The organism is Methanothrix sp., assembly GCF_024518575.1.
GTDB lineage: Archaea > Halobacteriota > Methanosarcinia > Methanotrichales > Methanotrichaceae > Methanothrix_B.
On record NZ_JANIHG010000008.1, the window covers coordinates 1 to 18,081 of the forward strand.

An 18,081-nucleotide genomic window follows, 5' to 3' on the forward strand; every position below is an offset into this window, starting at 1 on the left:
AGGGCATCCGGGCACTGCTTCTTTATGCTGAAGTATTGCTCCATAAGTGGAGAGAGCCTGGCCATCAATCACATGTACACCACCTGTTAGATATGGCTTTCGAATATATGGATGAATATAAAGAGACATATATATGAGCCTCATCCGGTGACCGGTACCAAGAATTTCCTCCTGGATCAGATCTCTTGACCGGAAATATGGCATCGAAATCGGCATCCTGAGATCTGTCAATCCTTGTATGCCACCTGCAGATTGGGTGATGGAAATTATTCACCAAAAGTTGTTGTGTCTATTCTGGGTAGACCACCTGGTTTTTGGTTGTGTACTTTTATGTATTCGTCTCGATTTAAGCTGAAATGGGCCTGAGGCGAGTGGAGATACACTTAACAGAATCGATATGCTTGGCGATTTTGAGATGACCAATTGAAATCGGCAGCGCACCATCAGCCTCATCTTGCGCGCTGCTGGTTAAGATCCATCAAGCTATTCGAGCCCACGACCGAATGATAGACTGCAGCCGTTCCGCATGCCGGAGATCTCCACATCGTAGCTCATTTGCTTGACGTAATGGAAAGGCCTTAAATATCGGCAAATACGTATTGTGGGTTCGTCAAATCGCAAAATTTCGACGGATGTGTCCCCTTGACATCGAACCAGGTTGTGCTTTGGATCGGCTTTGGCGTTCTCGTCGTCCTGCTTCTCACAGTTGATCTGGGGGTCTTCCACAGAAGATCGAGCGTCATAACAGTGAAGGAGTCGCTGATCTGGAGCGGAATCTGGACAGCGATCGCGCTTGTGTTCAACATAATGATATTTCTCTGGCATGGCCAGGACAGGGCTGTAGAGTTCCTGGCAGGCTATCTCATAGAGAGATCGCTGAGCGTCGACAACCTTTTCGTCTTCCTGATGATATTCAGCTACTTCCAGGTTCCCGAGACGCATCAGTACAAGGTCCTCTTCTGGGGCATCGTCGTGGCGCTTCTCATGAGGGCATTATTCATAGCAACTGGTTTGACGCTAATAGAGCACTTCGACTGGATCATATACCTCTTCGGGGCGTTTCTCATAGTGACAGGGATCAAGATGGCCCTCCAGAGGGAGTCTAACGTGCAGCCGGACAGGAATCCGGTTGTGAGGATGTTCAGGAGCTTGATACCTTCGACAGATCACTACGATGGCGGAAGGTTCATCACCAGAGCGTACGGCAGAACCATGGCCACACCGCTTCTGATCGTTCTGGTCGCGGTTGAAATGACAGACCTGGTATTCGCAATGGACTCGATCCCCGCGGTCTTTGCCGTCACCGTCGATCCCTTCGTGGTTTACACATCCAACGTCTTTGCGGTACTCGGCCTGAGAGCGCTCTACTTCGCTCTGGCCGCCTGCGCTCACATGTTCCACTACCTCAACCACGGTGTGATACTGATACTGATATTTGTTGGCATCAAGATGCTTCTCTCAGATGTGTACGAGATACCGGTCACATTCGCCCTTGGTGTTGTAGCCCTGGTTCTTGTGGTCTCGATGCTGGCATCTCTGGCGAGAAGCTCAGACAGAGAGCGGGTCTTGAACTGCCTGAAGAGCTACTCAGGCAAGTGATTTGTATGCAGATCAAAGCTGCTGGTCTCTCGAGCGCTGAGGCAGAGAGGAGGCTTCGGGATGAGGGCTACAACGAGCTCCCGTCTGAGAGACGGCGTGGTCTCCTCTCAATTGCCATGGATGTTCTGAGGGAGCCGATGATAGCTCTCCTCATGGCCTGCGGAGGCATTTATTTTCTCCTAGGAGACCACAGGGAGGCGCTGATTCTGATCTTCTTCGTGTGTGTTGTGATCTCAATAACGCTCTACCAGGAGAGGAGGGCAGAGGGCGCGCTGGATGCTCTTAGGGCTCTCTCGAGCCCGAGGGCTCTGGTTATAAGGGATGGTCAGCCAGTGAGAATCCCCGGGCGGGAGGTCGTCCGCGGAGACCTCATCGTCCTTGAGGAGGGGGACCGGGTACCGGCGGATGCTGCAGTGATCTCCTGCACCAGTCTGCTGGTGGACGAATCGATACTGACTGGAGAATCTGTGCCTGTCAGGAAGACCTCCTGCGAATATCAGGAGCATCTGGAGGTCACGCCACCTGGTGGAGACGGGCTGCCCTTCGTCTACTCCGGCACGCTTGTCGTTCAGGGGAGGGGGCTGGCAAGGGTGGTAGCCACCGGCTCCAGGACGCTGATGGGAAAAATAGGTGCGTCTCTCAAGAGCATAGAGCTCGAGGAGAGCAGGCTCAAGGGTGAGACGCGGTTGATGGTCCGCAGGCTCACAATTTTCGGTCTCGCCCTGAGCACAGTCCTCCTGGTAGCGTATGCGCTCGAGACCGGCGATCTTCTAGGCGGTCTTCTTGCAGGTATAACGCTCACCATGGCGATACTCCCTGAGGAGTTTCCAGTTGTCCTCACGATCTTCCTCGCCCTCGGCGCCTGGAGGCTCTCCAGGATAAATGTGCTGACCAGAAACCTCTCTGCCATAGAGACCCTCGGCTCCGTCACCGTCCTCTGCACCGACAAGACGGGCACTGTGACCCTGAACAGGATGCGTGTGAGGAAGATCTTCGCGAGAGGCAGGATCTACGATTTGGATGGGGTGCTTCCAGAGGAAGTTCACGATGTCGTTGAGTTCGGGATCCTAGCCGGCAGGAGGGATCCATTCAATCCGATGGAGATCGCACTCCAGGAGATGGGGAGGAGGGAGCTCAACGGGACGGAACACATCCACGACGACTGGACATTTGTACAGGAGTATCCGCTCACAGATGACATTCTCGCGATGTCGGTGGTCTGGATGCGCGGGAATGAGTATGTCATAGCTGCAAAGGGCGCGCCAGAATCGATATTCGATCTCTGCCATCTCGACAGGGAAGAGGTTGAGGAGCTCAGCGAGGTTGTGGAGAGGATGGCAGAGGACGGGCTGCGCGTTCTGGGGGTTGCCAGGGCCGCGATCCCGGAATCAAAGCTGCCGGATGGGCAGCACGGTTTCGGCTTTCAGTTTCTGGGATTGCTCGGCTTCTCAGATACCCTAAGGCCAGGCGTTCCTGATGCAGTGACTGAATGCCAGAGGGCAGGCGTGAGGGTGATGCTGATCACAGGAGACCATCCTGTTACTGCATCTTCAATTGCATCCGCAATCAATCTTCACCCCGGCAATGTGCTTACCGGACCTGAGATCGAGTCGATGAGCGATGAAGAGCTCTCAAAACGCCTTAGAGATGCAAACGTCTTCGCAAGGATGGTTCCCGAGCAGAAGCTCAGGCTTGTCGAGCTCCTGAAGAGGGATGGGGAGATAGTTGCGATGACCGGAGATGGAGTCAATGACGCGCCAGCTCTGAAATCATCTCACATAGGCATCGCGATGGGCTCAAGGGGCACAGATGTCGCTCGCGAGTCCGCGGATATTGTGCTTCTGGACGATGACTTCTCCTCAATAGTCAGAGCGATACGTCTGGGGAGGAGGATCTTTGACAACATAAGAAAGGCGACCGCGTACATACTTGCAATCCACGTTCCGATCGCAGGCATATCCATACTGCCTGTGGCTCTCGGCCAGCCGCTGCTGCTCCTTCCGATCCACATAGCCTTCCTGGAGCTCATAATAGATCCTGCGTGCTCGATAGCATTCGAGGCCGAGGCTGAGGAGAGCGATATAATGTCCAGGCCTCCTCTGGATCCAAAGACCTCGCTCTTCAGCACCGGTGTGATCGGCCTGGGCGCGCTTCAGGGGATCAGCGTTCTTGCAGTGCTCTCCGCGGTTTACCTTATGAGCATATGGAGGGATATGAACGAGGCGAGAGCTCTGATATTCACCACGCTTGTTCTGGCAAACCTCTTTCTCATACTCATAAACAGATCCTGGTCCCAGACGATAGTCCAGAGCATTAGGACCAGAAACTCTGCGCTCTGGATGATCTTTGGGGGGACATTGCTTCTTCTCTCGATGATACTCTACGTGCCACCGCTCAGGGAGATGTTCCATTTCGGATACCTGCACCCAAACGACATCGTGATCTGCCTCGCTCTGGCCTCCGCGAGCGTGCTCTGGTTTGAGGCTTGGAAGCTGATACTCAGAAGAGGGCGAGCCGGCCTGGCATGAAGAGCGATGCTTCCAGACCGCGCTTGAGGAATTGTGCCACTGGAGAGCGATTCGGAGAGAATAGAGCCAGCAACCATATTTCGGAGTGATGAGTGTGGATTGATCAGAGCATGCGATCCATCAGCTCCTCTATGTGGCACATCTCAGAGATGTCGGTGAGCCCCGATATGGACTCTGTCTCGATATCGAGCCCGAGCTCGACCGCAGCCGCAGCGGGGTTTGTGCCGCCGACCAGCGCCATCCCGAGATGATCTCGCTCCACAGGCATTCCCAGAACCTCCATGTTCGGCTCGCCGAGCTCCACGACCCCCATAATCCCTGCCTCTCTGAGCTCATCAAGCAGATCCTCTATTGTATCGCGGGAGAGCATCGGAGCCTCATGCAGGTTTCCGAGTATCCTGCCGGTCCCGGTGCGCATCATCTCGCATATGCCGGTCAGCTCCTGAGCTATGAGAAGGTCGAGGGGATCTATGGTCGTGGCCCAGTACATTATCATATCTGTGAAGCGCACAGTCTCTCCGTCTATAACCTCTATTAGCCCGCCGCCCTTCGGGCGAACAGGTATCCCGTGCTTTATGAGATATCCGTCTATGGTCATGCTGCAGACGGTGTATATCCTGAACCTCTCCCCTGCTTCCTCCAGCCTGACCAGGGGAGAGACTGCAAGACCGCTGTCTATCGCATTTTTGAATATCTCAAGCGTCTCATGAAGATCATCCCTGGCCACAAGGGATCTGTTCGTTATAACCCTGCCAGCGCCCCTCGCCGGGTCGAGACTAACCTGATGGATCAGACTCTCTATCCTGCCCAGGGCAAAGACCAGTGGTTCCTGCATTATGATATGGATCTGCAATGGTTGATAAATACATGCTCATCCGTCCTGGGGGCCGGAGAGAACGCGATCCTTTTTCTCTGCTAATGCTGCTCTGATCCTGAGCATCTCGATTCGCATGAGAGGGTGAATGCGTCAGGCAGCAGTTCGCTCGCCTTCACCATCAGCGCATCGCCATTCGAGCCGACCATCACAACGTCCATATCTCCGAACTCGATCATCATCTGCCTGCATATGCCACAGGGCGTGATGGGCTTCGGCAGCTCTCCAGCGACAGCAAGGGCTACAAGATCCCTCTCACCCGCAGCCACTGCGCTGGCTATCGCGGCCCTCTCAGCGCATATTCCGGCGCCAGATGATGCGTTCTCCACATTTGCGCCTCTGTATATCCTCCCGCTTCTGCACAGGACTGCGGCTCCGACCCTGAACTTCGAGTAAGGGGCGTATGCCTGGTTCCTGGCATCGATGGCGGATCTGACGAGCTCATCGTATTCGCCTGTGTACGGACGCGGTATCGATCTAAGGACGCCGATGTACATGCACTCGTGCGGCGGTATGTTCGGTATCGCAACAGGCCCCGAATCTGAGAGCTCGACCGGCGCTCCCCGTATCACGACCGCAGGAATCCCCTCATCCCCCTCGCCCATGACAAGCTGCGCGGCAGATACAAGGTTGTCGGCCACAGCCTTAACAGTTATTCTCAGTGGCCTACCGTAGAGGTCCTTTCTTCCGCGGGCGTCCTCCACGGGGAGGATGCCATCGCATGCGAGCGCAACGCCGACACATCCGAGACGGAGCGGATGGGTCCTGCTGTCTCCTATGATCACCCCTATCCTGGCGCCGTTCGAGAGAGCGTTCCTTATTCTAGAGGCTGCGTTCTTCGGATCGGATGGAAGGAGAACCACATGCCCGGGAGGCGCATTCGAATGATCCACTCCTGCGTTAGGATAAAGAAAACCGTCCTTGAGCGTCAGAACAACACCAGGTATCCCGCCAAGGATCTCATCAGACTCCCTGAGGATCAGCTCCATCTCTGCGGGATCCTTTTCGTACCTGGATGCGAGGGAGATCGCACGCTCACCGGGTGTGATATCGGCGAGAGAGACGACGCGACCCTCTCCGGTTGCAACGAAGCTCTCGGAGACGACGATCACATCTCCATCCATGAGCCTGATGCCGGCCTCATCAAGCCCCCTTCTGAGAGATTCCACGATATCATCGCCGGGCTTCAGGAGGCCTGTCTTTATCCCGAATATCTCCAACATTCTCACCCCTTACTTTGCGGACTGGAGGTGGTGGTTTGGTCATCAACACTCCTGTACCTGCTCACATCTGTGTATAGGACGCGCTCGATCTCGCTCGCTATTGATGGCAGAGAGAACGGCTGAAGCCTGAGCTTTCTCACAAGCCTCTCGATCTGAGCCAGCGTTCCGAATATCACAGCTCTGTTCGCCGAAGGATCACATCTCAGGGCGCCTCGGGGCACCGCAGCATCTCCACCCGCAGCCAGCATCTCCTGCTTTATGACCAGCGCCTCCATAGGGGTTATGTCCTCGATGGCAACCGCCATAAACGAGCCCTTCTTCCAGAGTATATCATGAGCTCCCGGGTCGACCTCGACCCAGTCGAGGATGCACATCAGCTCCTCTGCCGAGCCTGCGAGCTGGAGCAGCTCAACCCTTCCGGAGCGCATCTGCCTTCCACGGGCGGCCTGGGCGATCCTGACCGCATCCCTGCATACAGCAACATCGTGTGTTCTCACCACATGAGCTCCGTTGTAAACAGCTATGGCTGTCGCAGCTATCGATCCAGTCAGCCTCTCAGCAGGATCCCTGAGATCGAGAACAGCGCCGATGAACGACTTCCTGGAGACGGCTGCGACTATCGGCTTCATCAGTGAGCGCAGGCTTCTCATCCGATCCAGAATCGCGAGATCGTACTCGTATGTCTTTTCAGGGATCCACCGGCCGATTCCTGGATCTATCAAAATCTTTCTGGGGTCGACTCCGCCCTTCACAGCGGTGCAGACAGCCGCTGCGAGCCTGGGGATTATATCCTTCATCTCCAGGAGATCCCCGGGCCTCTCCTTTGAGGCCATGACGAGCAGCGATGCATCGTGCTCTGCGACTGCCTTTGCCATCAGGGGATCCTTGAGGCATGAGACATCGTTGATGCAGCTTGCGCCTCTCGACAGCGCGAGATCTGCTATAGATGCCCTCTGGGTGTCCACAGAGACCTCGACATCAACATCATCCAGGATGTTCTCCAGAGCGGGGAAAAGCCTCTCACGCTCCACATCCTCTGAAATGAAAGGAGAGCCGGGCGCTGTGGATACAGCTCCGACATCTATCACCTCGGCGCCCTCATCTGCCATCTTCCTGGCGAAAGATGCCGCGCCCTCAGGCGTGGAGACGGATCCCTTGTAGAACGACTCGGCGCTCAGGTTGATTATCCCCATGAGCCTGACGGGGTGGACGTCTCCGACTTTCAATCTGCCCAGCTCGCCCTCTATGGTCAATCGCAACGCCTCTGATTCCAGTGGTCTCCTTTGTGTTACCTACTATATGGCTATTCTGTTGGCGGGGAGATCTTGCTCGGGACGCGCGGAGAGGCGATCGTGCGGCGCGGCCCAAGGCCATAGGAAATCAGGCAGAAGGCCCCTTCCGGGGAAGGGTGGATGTCACAAGACCGTCCTCATGCATCCTCACACCATCCGGCAGTTTTAAATACAATGTACTATTAAGTCCAACAATGTATTTTGTTATACATCAAACTGGTGGCGTGATTTATGGATGAGATATCCTGCGAGGTCAGGTTCGGCAGATACGGTGGCAGGTTTGTTCCCGAGACGCTGGTGCAGCCGCTTGTCGAGCTCGCTGAGGCGTTTGAGAGGCTGCGAGCGGATCCGGAGTTCTCAGGGGAGCTCTCAAAACTCATGAGAGATTTCGCCGGCAGGCCGACGCCGCTTTACAGGGCTGAGAATCTCAGCAGAGCTATTGGAAGGGATGTGTACCTCAAGAGGGAGGACCTCCTCCACGGCGGCGCACACAAGATCAACAACACGCTGGGGCAGGGCCTTCTGGCCAAATACATGAAGAAGAAAAGACTGATAGCAGAGACCGGTGCCGGCCAGCATGGGGTCGCCACGGCGATCGTGGGCGCGCTGCTGGGATTTGAGACTGAGATATACATGGGCGAGGTGGATATCGAGCGGCAGCGCATGAATGTCTACAGGATGGAACTTCTGGGCGCCAGGGTGATACCTGTCAGATCTGGTTCCAGAACACTGAAGGATGCGATAAACGAGGCTCTCAGGGACTGGGCTGCCAGTTACGAGAGCACCCACTATCTGCTCGGAACAGTCGCCGGACCTCATCCGTATCCGTCGATCGTACGGGAGTTCCAGAGGGTCATAGGAGATGAGACTAAATCACAGATCCTCGCTGAGGAGAAGAGGCTTCCAGACTCCATAGTCGCATGCGTCGGCGGGGGATCGAATGCGATGGGCATATTCACCCCGTTCATAGAGGACGACGTCAGGCTCATAGCGGTCGAGGCTGGAGGCAGGGGTCAGGGCATGGGAACTCATAGCGCGGAGCACGGGGCGTCGCTCGCATTTGGGGATCCGGGGGTGCTTCACGGAGCCATGACAAAGATACTGCAGGATCCATACGGCCAGATACTGGAGTCGTACTCGATAGCTGCCGGCCTGGACTACCCTGGGGTGGGGCCTGAGCTCGCACATCTTGTGGAGACGGGGAGGGTCGAGACGGCGACAGCTGGCGACAAAACCGCGATCATGGGGTTCAAGGCTCTCTCAAAGCTGGAGGGCATAATACCAGCGCTCGAATCTGCTCATGCGGTTGGATACGCGATAGAGCACCCTGAGATGCTGGGTGAGCTGAGCGTGATAAACATCTCAGGCAGAGGGGACAAGGATCTTCACACGGTGATCGCCTATGAATCTGTCTGAGGTGTTCAGGAGATGCAAACCTCTCATAGTCTACATCTGCGCCGGCGATCCCTCTCCAGATGAGACCGTGGAGATCGCAGAGCGAATAGTGCGCGCAGGTGCTGACGTGCTCGAGCTCGGCCTACCTCACTCGGACCCGATCGCGGATGGTCCCGTAATACAGGCAGCATCCCAGAGGGCGATAGCCGCTGGCATGAACACAGACCTCTACTTCGATATCGCATCCAGAATAGATGGCGTGCCAAAGGTCTTCATGGGATACTACAACATGGTTTACCGGCGTGGCCTGGATAGGTTTGCATCAGACTGCAAAGCATCTGGTATATGCGGGATGATTGTGCCAGATCTGCCAGTGGAGGAATCGCGCCCCCTCAGGGAGGCGGCGAGCCGGCATGGCATAGATCTCATAAACATGATAGCTCCGAACACTCCTGATAAACGCATCCTTGAGATCATCTCCCTGAGCTCTGGTTTTGTGTACCTCGTCGCCAGATCTGGGGTCACGGGCGCAAGCGCAGATCTTCAGGAGTCTACAAGGCATCTGATAGAGAGGGTGCCTCCCGTCATTCCAAGAGCTGTTGGCTTCGGAGTCTCCAGGCCAGAGCATGCTGCTGAGCTCGTCCGCGCCGGCGCAGACGGTGTCATAGTCGGCTCTGCGTGTGTTGATCTCATTGGGAGAAGCGAGCTCGATCAGCTCGAGGATCTGATCAGACGCATGAAAAGGGCGATGACCGAGGTAAGTGTTAAGTCAGCAGCATCCATCCGGCAATCATGAGTCAGTTCACCAGACGGACGGTTGAGGCGCTGCGGGCTGGAGATCATGTTGTGATAGTCGCATTCGGCGACTCGATCACGGCCGGATATGCTGTGAGGCGTGGCTTCCCTTACTTCTGGAAGCAGGCTCTTCAGGAGAAATACCCTGATGCGAGGATAGAGATGCACAACGAGGGCGTATCAGGGGATACAACAAGAGATGGACTGGCGCGCCTGGAGCTCTCGGTCCTCTACTACAGACCTGATCTGGTCACGATAAACTTCGGCATCAACGACGCAGCCTACGGAATCGGTCTGGAAGAGTTCAGATCAAATATCTCAAGGATGGTGGAGATCATACTCACAGAGTGCGGCAGCGAGATGCTCCTTCTGAGCTCACAGCCCCTGCTCACACCATATTACGATAAACTTGTGCTCGATTATTACCGTGCTATGGGGGAGATCGCAGCCGCAATGGGTGTGGGATTTGTCGATGTTTATGCAGCCTGGATGGAGCGCGTGAGATCCGGCACGCAGCTCGACTCGCTTGTGCTGCCCGGCCTCGATCACCCCAACGAGGATGGATACAGGATAATAGCAGAGGAGCTGATGAGGCTCTTCTGATCGCCCCGGTACTTACAGCATGTTGCTGGATAACCTCGAGAGGGGATGGCGCAGAGATTGTGGCTCACAGGTCGTGGTAAGCCCGGAGAATATCGTTTCCTGCATCTCTCATGTCGAACGGAAAGCTTTATCTCTTTTTATAGGTCACCAGTTACCTCCAGTTCTGAATGGAGTTCTGAAGATGGGTTCCGAGATACCCGGTTCTGTAGAGGTGACCGAGCTCCTGCTTACGGCAGAGATATACAACAGGTTTGAGAGCCTCACGGAGGATGATCTGCCACCAAAGATAAGAAAGCACTACTTCGACGCGGAGCACAGGGGAGTGAGACGCCCCATATACGTCACCATCTCTGATGTCGAGAAGATATACAGCATAGAGGACGTGAGGAGCATTGCGAAGCGCCTCCCGTTCATCGATATAGAGGAGTTCGGATCCCAGCTGAGGCTCACGGTCTTTGATCTCGGTGCCAGGTGGTTTGCCAGAGAGGGCATCGAGCGGGTGAGATCAAACCCTGTCCTCGCTTACTACTACGAGAGCTATGATCATCTCGATGTCAGCTATGCGGAGGCGAGGCGCGCAAACAAGTCAAGATACGCGGACCGCGAGTGGATCGAGGCCAAGATCAAGGAGCTTCAGGAGACGGTACAGGACTCGGAGGATATGCTGAAGCTCGTCCAGATAAGATCGCCTGAGGATATCAGAGAGCGCATCGAGGATCTGGTGCTGACCGATGAGCAGAGGGCGGAGATATCAAAGATAGAGAAGGCAATAGAGCACAGGGATTACCTTCGCAGGGTCGGCTTGAGGGAGATAGGAAAGAGCCTCTTCGTCGGCTCTCCCGGCACAGGGAAGACAACAACCGCGAGGGCGATCGCAGAGTGGCTTGGCATGCCTCTCATAGAGGTCAGGCTCTCGATGATCACCAGCCAGTACCTGGGCGAGACCTCGAAGAACATCGACAAGGTCTTCGAGCTGGCCAAGCGGCTCAGCCCCTGCGTCCTCTTTGTTGACGAGTTCGACTTCGTGGCGAAGACCAGGACATCGGACGAGCACGGCGCGATAAAGAGGGCGGTAAACACCCTCCTGAAGGCTATCGATGAGATAAGCCTAGTGGAGGATGGCGTCCTCTTCATAGCTGCCACAAATCACCCACAGCTTCTGGATTACGCTGCTTGGCGCAGGTTCGATAAGGTCCTGGACTTTCCCCTGCCTGACGAGCAGATGCGCCGCAGCATACTGGAGAAGATACTGTCCAGGATCGATGCTGAGGTGGACATCGACGAGATAGCGTGCCTGACAGATGGTTACTCGGGATCAGATCTGCGCCTGGTTGTCCGTGAGGCGGTGCTGAACGCACTTCTGGAGGACCGCAGAACTCTCAGGCATATAGATCTCCTGCGCGCCATAGAGGACTTCGAGCACAGGATCAGAGAGCACAGAGGCAGAGTGGCTTTATGAGAGTCGTGATGCTCGGAACCGGCGATGCGATAGGCACCCCGAAGATAGGGTGCAGGTGTCCAACATGTGTTGATGCCCTCAACGGAGGAAGGAGCCGGAGGCTGAGGTTCTCGATACTTCTTGAGAGCGACGAGGGCAGGGTGCTCATCGATACAAGCCCGGATCTGAGGTGGCAGCTCATCAAGATGGGCATAAGCAAGGTTGATGCAGTCATCTGGACGCATGCACATTACGATCACTACGCCGGCTTCGGCGACTTTCACAGGGTGCAGAACCATGTACCTGTATACGCGACCCGCGCCACCATGGACTACATAATCAGCTATCTCTACTTCCTGAGACCGCAGCGGCATGATGTGAGACCTATGGAGCCATTTGAGATCGCTGGCATGGAATTCACGCTCTTCGAGGTGAATCATCCTCCGGTCGAGACTATGGGAGTGCTGGTTTCCGCGGGTGGTAAAAGGGTCGTCATAACGAGCGATACAAGCGATTCGCTATCAGAGGATAGTATGGATATCATGAGAGATGCGGATCTCTTCATCGCGGATGCGATAATGCCACCCGGATACAAACTGAACAAGCACATGAACGCTGAGGAGGCGATCTCTCTCGCGCGGAGGCTGAATGTGAGGCAGACCGTGCTGACGCACCTGAGCCATCTGTATCCGCCTCATGATGAGGCTGTGAAGAGGTGGCCGCTTGCACATGACATGATGTCTATATCGCTGTGATGGCAGATCGCGCTGGCGTCTGAGTAGCATGGAGCAGTCGGATCCGGTCGGGCATTGTTGAAAACAACAACCAGCGCTTTGATCGCTACAGTGAAGCCTCAACAAAATCATTCGATAGTTCGCTTGAAATGTTGGAGAGTAATTATGATACACATGCTGCTTGCGGATTCTGAGCTTGAGCTTGTGCCGAGAGAGATCATGGGGTATCCGGCGGTCAGGCTCAACGCTAAGAAGAGGAACAAATCTCCGGCAAAGAGTCTTCTGGATGCCAGCCTCCATCACTCCGCGATGCGGGCTCTGCCCATGGGAGATCGCCGCGGGAGGCCGGATATAGTCCATCTCTTCCTTCTTGTTGCTCTGGAATCGGTGCTCAACCGGATGGGCCAGCTAAGGGTATGCATACACACAAGGAATAACGAGATGATAACCCTAGATCCCACAACCAGGATACCCAAGAACTATCCCCGGTTTGTGGGCCTGATGGAGAGCCTCTTCGAGGCCGGGAGTGTTCCGGAGAGGGAGCCGCTCATTGTGATGCAGAGGGATCGGAATATAAGCGCATGCATACGCGAGATACCGCACGAAAAGGTCGTCCTTCTCTCCCCGGATGGAAAGAGGGTCAGGCTCAGTGATTACGTGAGGGGCTGCGATGGCGCTCTCTTCATACTTGGCGGCTTTCCGAAGGGGGAGTTCCTAAGCGATGTCCGCTCCGAAGCTGACGATACGATATCGATCTACGAGGAGAGCCTCCCTGTATGGACCGTGGCATCTGAGATACTCGTCAACTATGAGAACCACGTTCTGGAAGAGATGTGAGCAGAGCGGGCTCGAATGAATCTGCCGGAAAATCGGGTATGATGAGGGATGCAGCCTTCAGGCAGTTTTAGGCAGAGTCCATGCTAATCCTGCTCTGACGTCTCCTTCAGAACATCATGCACTCTCTTCAGATCCTCGAGCAACTTGACGCCCTTCTCAGTCGTTGTATATGTCACAGTTGAGCCCTGAGAGACCTCAAGAAGACCACGGGCGATCAGAAGATCCAGGTAGGGGTTGACTGTCTTGAAGTTGAGGTTTACCTGGTAGACTATAGCGGTCTTTGTGGCACCTCCGACGCATTTCTGAAGTATCTCAGATATTATGCTAAGCTTGTCTCTTTTAAGCACCATCTTCTCATATCCAGGATACAAGATCAATTTAACAATATCCTAACTGTCTCCGTCATCTCTCAGACGTTATATAAAGATTTTATCGCTGATCAGGGTCCTGTTTAGTTCCGAAAGTCTTGACTTCATATAGCCAATCCCCCTGGACATCTTAGGTGGATGGCCTCAAACTGCATCCGCAGTCTCTTGCTTTGTTATCATGCGATGCCGCTGGATTCCGGGATGCAACATATCGAGGGCTTCTGGCTGTTCTGAGACAAGTTAACAATGAGTTCATCTCAAGATCGCCACGAACATCGATTCGGTTTGGTGTATTTTCCAGTCACCTGCAGCACCCTCCACATTCCGCTTAAATAGCTTCGAGACAGCTCCATAACCTGCCCTATTGAAAGCATATCGGAAGAATGAGGACTTTCCAGCGAGTTAACAACTGTAACTCCATTCAGCCCGACCAAAGTATTAATAGGGAGCTGGTGGATTTGAGCTCGAAGATCTGAACCGAGGATGGGGTCATGACCAGAAATATCAGGGTCGAGGAGCTAACCCAAATGCCTGTTGAGAAGCAGAAGATAGAGGTCGTGGAGCGCAAGGGGCTTGGGCATCCGGATAGCGTTGCAGATGGCATTGCAGAGGAGATCAGCCGGGCTCTCTGCAGGGAGTATATCGATAGGTTCGGCCGGGTGCTCCACCACAACACCGATAAGATACAGATAGTGGCGGGACGCTCCAGGCCGGCCTTCGGTGGCGGTGAGGTCATCCAGCCCCAGTACATACTGCTTACAGGCAGAGCTACACGGATATGCGGAGATGTTGAGGTGCCTGTGGACGCGATAGCGCTGAGAACAGCACGAAGCCACCTCAAGAGAGCTCTGAGAAACCTCGATCTGGATACACATGTCATCATCGACTGCAAGATCGGCACAGGCTCTGCGGATCTGTGTGAGATATTCGATAGGGACGCCTCCACTGTGCCGAGTGCGAATGATACCTCATACGGCGTTGGATACGCTCCGTTATCCGAGACTGAGAGGATAGTCTACAGCACGGAGCAGGAGCTTCTGTCGCTCAGGAGCAGGATACCCGCGATAGGTGAGGACATAAAGGTCATGGGTCTCAGGGAGGACGATACGATCTACCTGACGATCGCATGCGCAATGGTCGACAGGTACATAGATGACCTGGATCACTACGTGGAGACGAAGAAAGAGATTGTGGAGGAGATCTCCGCCAAGGCGCAGTCTATGACGAGGCGCAGGGTTAACGTCCAGATGAACGTGGGCGATAACATAGCCACCGGCTCCGTCTACATCACTGTCACAGGCACCTCTGCAGAGATGGGGGACGACGGCGCTGTGGGAAGGGGCAACCGTGCAAACGGCCTGATAACACCTAACAGGCCGATGAGCCTGGAAGCCACGTCAGGGAAGAACCCGATCAACCACGTCGGCAAGATCTACAACCTCCTCTCAAACCTCATAGCAAAGGAGATCGCTGAGGAGGTTGAGGGTGTGGAGGAGGTTTACGTGAAGATACTCTCACAGATCGGCAAGCCAATAAGCCAGCCGCACATCGCCTCTGTCCAGCTCGTCCTTAAGGACGGTGTGAGTCTGAACTCGGCACATTCCAGGGCGCAGGAGATAACCGACAGGTGGCTCGAGGAGATCCCCAGGGTGCAGCAGATGATCTTCCGCGGGGAGCTCCAGACATACTGAGGTGGGTTATGATAGCGCTGGCTCTGGCTCTTCTGTTTGTCCTGATACCCCAGGTCTCATATGCCGCAGACACGCTGATCTGGAGCGGAGAGAGGCCGGATGCGCTAATAAGCTCCGGCGAGGACATCTATGCTGCGATCTACAGAGATGGCCGTGATACAACGGAGATCCTGAGGATCTCTCCTGATGGGACAGTTCTGGGCCGGTTTGAGATCGATGGGCGTGTCAGAGGGATGGCATTCAGCAACGGTGAGCTGCTGGTCTCACACTCGGACAGGATAACCTCGATCAGGAATGAGAGCATCCTTGATATAGCAACAGGTCTGATCAACCCGGGATCGATAGCAGCTCTGGGGGATCGGATCTTTGTCGCGGTTGATGGTGGGGTGCTCAGAATAGGCAGGCATGGAGAGGATCTGGCAGTAAACACTGGAAAGCATATCTTTCTCGAGATATGGACAGTTGAGCATGGCATCTCCAGGAGAGGACCCGGCCCGCGTATCATGATCGATTTCCCCACCTACTCGCTGGATGATGGCGTTCTCAGATCTATTATGCCGGTTGACGGTGTGGAGGGTGCGGATCTCATAGTCGGAACGGGCATATCTCTCTCGGGAGATCTCGGCGGCGGTGCGAGCAGCATGCTCAGTGCGGTGAAGCTGCCGTATACAGCAGAGGTATCGACGGTGGAGGCTAACGAGACCGATCGGTTCGGTATTCTGGGCATCGAGGATGGCTGTGTGCATATGGCCCACATGGGCGAGATCTTCCGGCTCTGCCCTGGCGAGTCCAGGAGCTTCACGAGAAACACATCCAGCCCGGACGGCTCTCTTGATATAATGCTCACGACCACGGTCACAAACCACGGGTTTGTTCAGCTGGAAACGCCTGGCGTGCAGGAGGAGATATAAACCAGGCATGACACATGAAGATATTGATAGCATGATGAGGAATAGTGGCGCACCAGATTACAATGAGATGTCGATGTGTCTCAGGACGTACACAATCGGCGGCGAGGTCCTGGTGGCAGTCTGCGACAGTGAGCTGCTCGGACAGCGGTTCACGGAGAACGAGCTCCAGCTCGAGGTGAGCGCGAGCTTTTTCGGCCATGAGCTGGCATCGGCGGCGATGCTCGAGAGGGCTCTTGAAGAGGCCACGATGGCCAACTTCGTAGGCGAGAGGGCTGTCGCATGGGCGATAGAGTTCGAATATGTCGATCGCGAGAACGTTCTGCGTATCGATGGGGTTCCGTGCGCCCAGATGGTGCGAATGTGAGGAGCATATGTCCCAGATGCGGTGGGGCATCTGATGGCGGGCTCTGCCTCTCCTGCATTCTCGAGACTACAGAGTTCATGATCTGCCCGGATCAGATCGAGCTTGTCGTCTGCCCGGTCTGCGGCTCAATCCTGGATAGGGGAAAGTGGAGGGAGTCAGATGCGGACCTGGATGAGCTCATAAAAAACGCTCTCTTCAAGGCGATCTCTGTACACCATGAGCTCGAAGATGTTGAGCTGGAGATCATCATAAATCAAAGGGGATCCACGAGGTTTGTGGCAGATGTCCATCTGAGCGGCACGTTCAGGGGCACGATCGTGCATGCTGACTGTCAGGTCAGGGTCAGGGTATCAAGGCGCACATGCGACAGGTGCAGCAGGATCTCCGGCAGATACTTCGAGGGCATAGTCCAGGTGAGGCGAAGGGACAGACCGCCGGAAGAGAGCGATCTCTCCGAGGCCAGGGAGATCGCCCAGAGCCTTGCAGCGGCTGGATATAAGAAAGGCGACCGTCTTGCATTCATCCAGGATATAAAGGACGTCAGGGGAGGCATAGACATCATCGTGGGCTCCACACAGCTTGGAAGACATATAGCAAAAACCATCGCTCAGAGGTTTGGGGGCAGGATCCAGGAATCTGTGAAGCTTGTGGGATGCAGGGACGGAAAGGATATCTTCAGAACGACAATGCTTGTGCGCCTTCCCCGGCTCAGGAAGGGCGATGTGATATACTCAAAGGGCGCGGTGATGGAGGTGGTGGGTTTCGAGGGAAGAAGGACAGCTGTCGTATCTCTGGACAAGGGCGAGCGGTTCTTCATATCTGAAGATGAGGCTGATGCTGCGGAGATCATAGGAGACAGCTCGAAGGCCAGGAAGAGCGTGGTGATCTCCGTTGACGAGAGTGTGGTGGAGGTTCTGGATCCGGAGAGCTACCGGACCGTGCTCGCGATTCGCCCGGCTGGGATGAAGCTCGAGTCAGGGTCCGAGGTGAAAGTATTGCATACAGACAGGGGTCTGTTTTTATTGTATTAGTAGTATAAATTATATGCCGATGCTGCGGTACCTGCTGTGTTGAATAATGTTTGAGAATCCGATAGCATAGGCCGGATTCATACGAATTGCAATCCTAGTAAAAATCAATAGCTATCGACCTTAAAGCTCTTAATTATTCAACACAGCAGCGGTACCAAAAAGTTATTAAACTAGTTTTGCCCCTTACTCTTTGATAGATGCTCGCGTGGGAGCTATTATAAGAGCATTGTATCTCACATGAGAGCTCGGTAGGACCACAGTGGGCAGTTATCACATAATCCATAAAGCTGATACATAAGCATGGGAATAGTTGGATAAATGCACGTTCATGATCATTACAGCTCGATAGGAAGGGCACCTGAAGGGTATTTTGGCTGAAAGACTGTGCAGGGTGGAGC

General features: G+C 54.7%; 17 protein-coding genes. 12 read left to right on the forward strand and 5 right to left on the reverse strand.

Annotated features, from left to right (window positions below; translation table 11 throughout):
* The coding region (locus tag NQU42_RS03050) for a hypothetical protein (RefSeq protein WP_296608944.1) at positions 1–231 on the reverse strand (231 nt) is incomplete at its 3' end.
* Between the two features lie 411 nt (positions 232–642).
* On the opposite strand from NQU42_RS03050, the gene NQU42_RS03055 reads away from it, so the two are divergent.
* Positions 643–1,599 (forward strand): TerC family protein, encoded by a 957-nt coding sequence (locus tag NQU42_RS03055; RefSeq protein ID WP_296608945.1) that lies wholly within the window; start codon positions 643–645, stop codon positions 1,597–1,599.
* A 5-nt stretch (positions 1,600–1,604) separates the two neighbouring features.
* Positions 1,605–4,127 carry a cation-translocating P-type ATPase gene (locus tag NQU42_RS03060; protein WP_296608947.1) on the forward strand — a complete coding sequence of 841 codons (2,523 nt, stop codon included), beginning with the start codon at positions 1,605–1,607 and terminating at the stop codon, positions 4,125–4,127.
* 103 nt (positions 4,128–4,230) lie between these two features.
* On the opposite strand, the gene NQU42_RS03065 is transcribed toward NQU42_RS03060, so the two are convergent.
* From NQU42_RS03065 to folP, 3 genes are all read right to left on the reverse strand, one after another.
* A complete protein-coding gene (locus tag NQU42_RS03065) occupies positions 4,231–4,962 on the reverse strand; it encodes a DUF128 domain-containing protein (RefSeq protein ID WP_296608948.1) in 732 nt (243 codons plus the stop codon).
* An 80-nt stretch (positions 4,963–5,042) separates the two neighbouring features.
* The gene (gene cofE / locus NQU42_RS03070; RefSeq protein ID WP_296608950.1) at positions 5,043–6,224 is read right to left on the reverse strand and encodes a coenzyme F420-0:L-glutamate ligase; all 1,182 of its coding nucleotides are present in this window, start codon (positions 6,222–6,224) and stop codon (positions 5,043–5,045) included.
* Positions 6,225–6,226: 2 nt separating this feature from the next.
* Positions 6,227–7,477 carry a dihydropteroate synthase gene (folP, locus tag NQU42_RS03075; RefSeq protein WP_296608952.1) on the reverse strand — a complete coding sequence of 417 codons (1,251 nt, stop codon included), beginning with the start codon at positions 7,475–7,477 and terminating at the stop codon, positions 6,227–6,229.
* Positions 7,478–7,747: 270 nt separating this feature from the next.
* On the opposite strand from folP, the gene trpB reads away from it, so the two are divergent.
* The 6 genes from trpB (at position 7,748) to NQU42_RS03105 (ending at position 13,318) form a co-directional block, all read left to right on the forward strand.
* Complete coding sequence (gene trpB, locus NQU42_RS03080) at positions 7,748–8,932, forward strand: tryptophan synthase subunit beta (protein ID WP_296608954.1); 1,185 nt, start codon at positions 7,748–7,750, stop codon at positions 8,930–8,932.
* Entirely contained in the window at positions 8,919–9,707 is a 789-nt protein-coding gene (trpA, locus tag NQU42_RS03085) for a tryptophan synthase subunit alpha (protein WP_296608955.1), read from the forward strand. The genes trpB and trpA overlap by 14 nt, the downstream gene beginning before the upstream one ends.
* On the forward strand, positions 9,704–10,309 hold the full coding sequence (locus tag NQU42_RS03090) for a GDSL-type esterase/lipase family protein (protein WP_296608957.1): 606 nt from the start codon (positions 9,704–9,706) through the stop codon (positions 10,307–10,309). Before trpA ends, NQU42_RS03090 begins: the two co-directional genes overlap by 4 nt.
* A gap of 181 nt (positions 10,310–10,490) precedes the next feature.
* Positions 10,491–11,768 carry an ATP-binding protein gene (locus NQU42_RS03095; RefSeq protein WP_296608961.1) on the forward strand — a complete coding sequence of 426 codons (1,278 nt, stop codon included), beginning with the start codon at positions 10,491–10,493 and terminating at the stop codon, positions 11,766–11,768.
* Positions 11,765–12,502 carry an MBL fold metallo-hydrolase gene (locus NQU42_RS03100; RefSeq protein WP_296608962.1) on the forward strand — a complete coding sequence of 246 codons (738 nt, stop codon included), beginning with the start codon at positions 11,765–11,767 and terminating at the stop codon, positions 12,500–12,502. The genes NQU42_RS03095 and NQU42_RS03100 overlap by 4 nt, the downstream gene beginning before the upstream one ends.
* A 144-nt stretch (positions 12,503–12,646) precedes the next feature.
* On the forward strand, positions 12,647–13,318 hold the full coding sequence (locus NQU42_RS03105) for a hypothetical protein (RefSeq protein ID WP_296608963.1): 672 nt from the start codon (positions 12,647–12,649) through the stop codon (positions 13,316–13,318).
* Between the two features lie 83 nt (positions 13,319–13,401).
* Here the strand turns inward: NQU42_RS03105 and NQU42_RS03110 are convergent, their stop codons facing one another.
* Positions 13,402–13,668 (reverse strand): winged helix-turn-helix domain-containing protein, encoded by a 267-nt coding sequence (locus NQU42_RS03110; RefSeq protein WP_296608964.1) that lies wholly within the window; start codon positions 13,666–13,668, stop codon positions 13,402–13,404.
* A 509-nt stretch (positions 13,669–14,177) separates the two neighbouring features.
* Between NQU42_RS03110 and NQU42_RS03115 the strand changes: the two genes are divergently transcribed.
* The 4 genes from NQU42_RS03115 (at position 14,178) to NQU42_RS03130 (ending at position 17,683) form a co-directional block, all read left to right on the forward strand.
* Positions 14,178–15,377, forward strand: coding sequence for a methionine adenosyltransferase (locus NQU42_RS03115; RefSeq protein ID WP_296608965.1), 1,200 nt, complete (start codon positions 14,178–14,180; stop codon positions 15,375–15,377).
* Between the two features lie 8 nt (positions 15,378–15,385).
* Positions 15,386–16,288, forward strand: a complete 903-nt coding sequence (locus NQU42_RS03120; RefSeq protein ID WP_296608966.1) for a hypothetical protein — start codon at positions 15,386–15,388, stop codon at positions 16,286–16,288.
* Between the two features lie 67 nt (positions 16,289–16,355).
* Positions 16,356–16,652, forward strand: coding sequence for a DUF424 family protein (locus tag NQU42_RS03125; RefSeq protein ID WP_366070077.1), 297 nt, complete (start codon positions 16,356–16,358; stop codon positions 16,650–16,652).
* A complete protein-coding gene (locus NQU42_RS03130) occupies positions 16,628–17,683 on the forward strand; it encodes a 60S ribosomal export protein NMD3 (RefSeq protein WP_296608968.1) in 1,056 nt (351 codons plus the stop codon). The genes NQU42_RS03125 and NQU42_RS03130 overlap by 25 nt, the downstream gene beginning before the upstream one ends.
* The last annotated feature ends 398 nt before the right edge of the window (positions 17,684–18,081 follow it).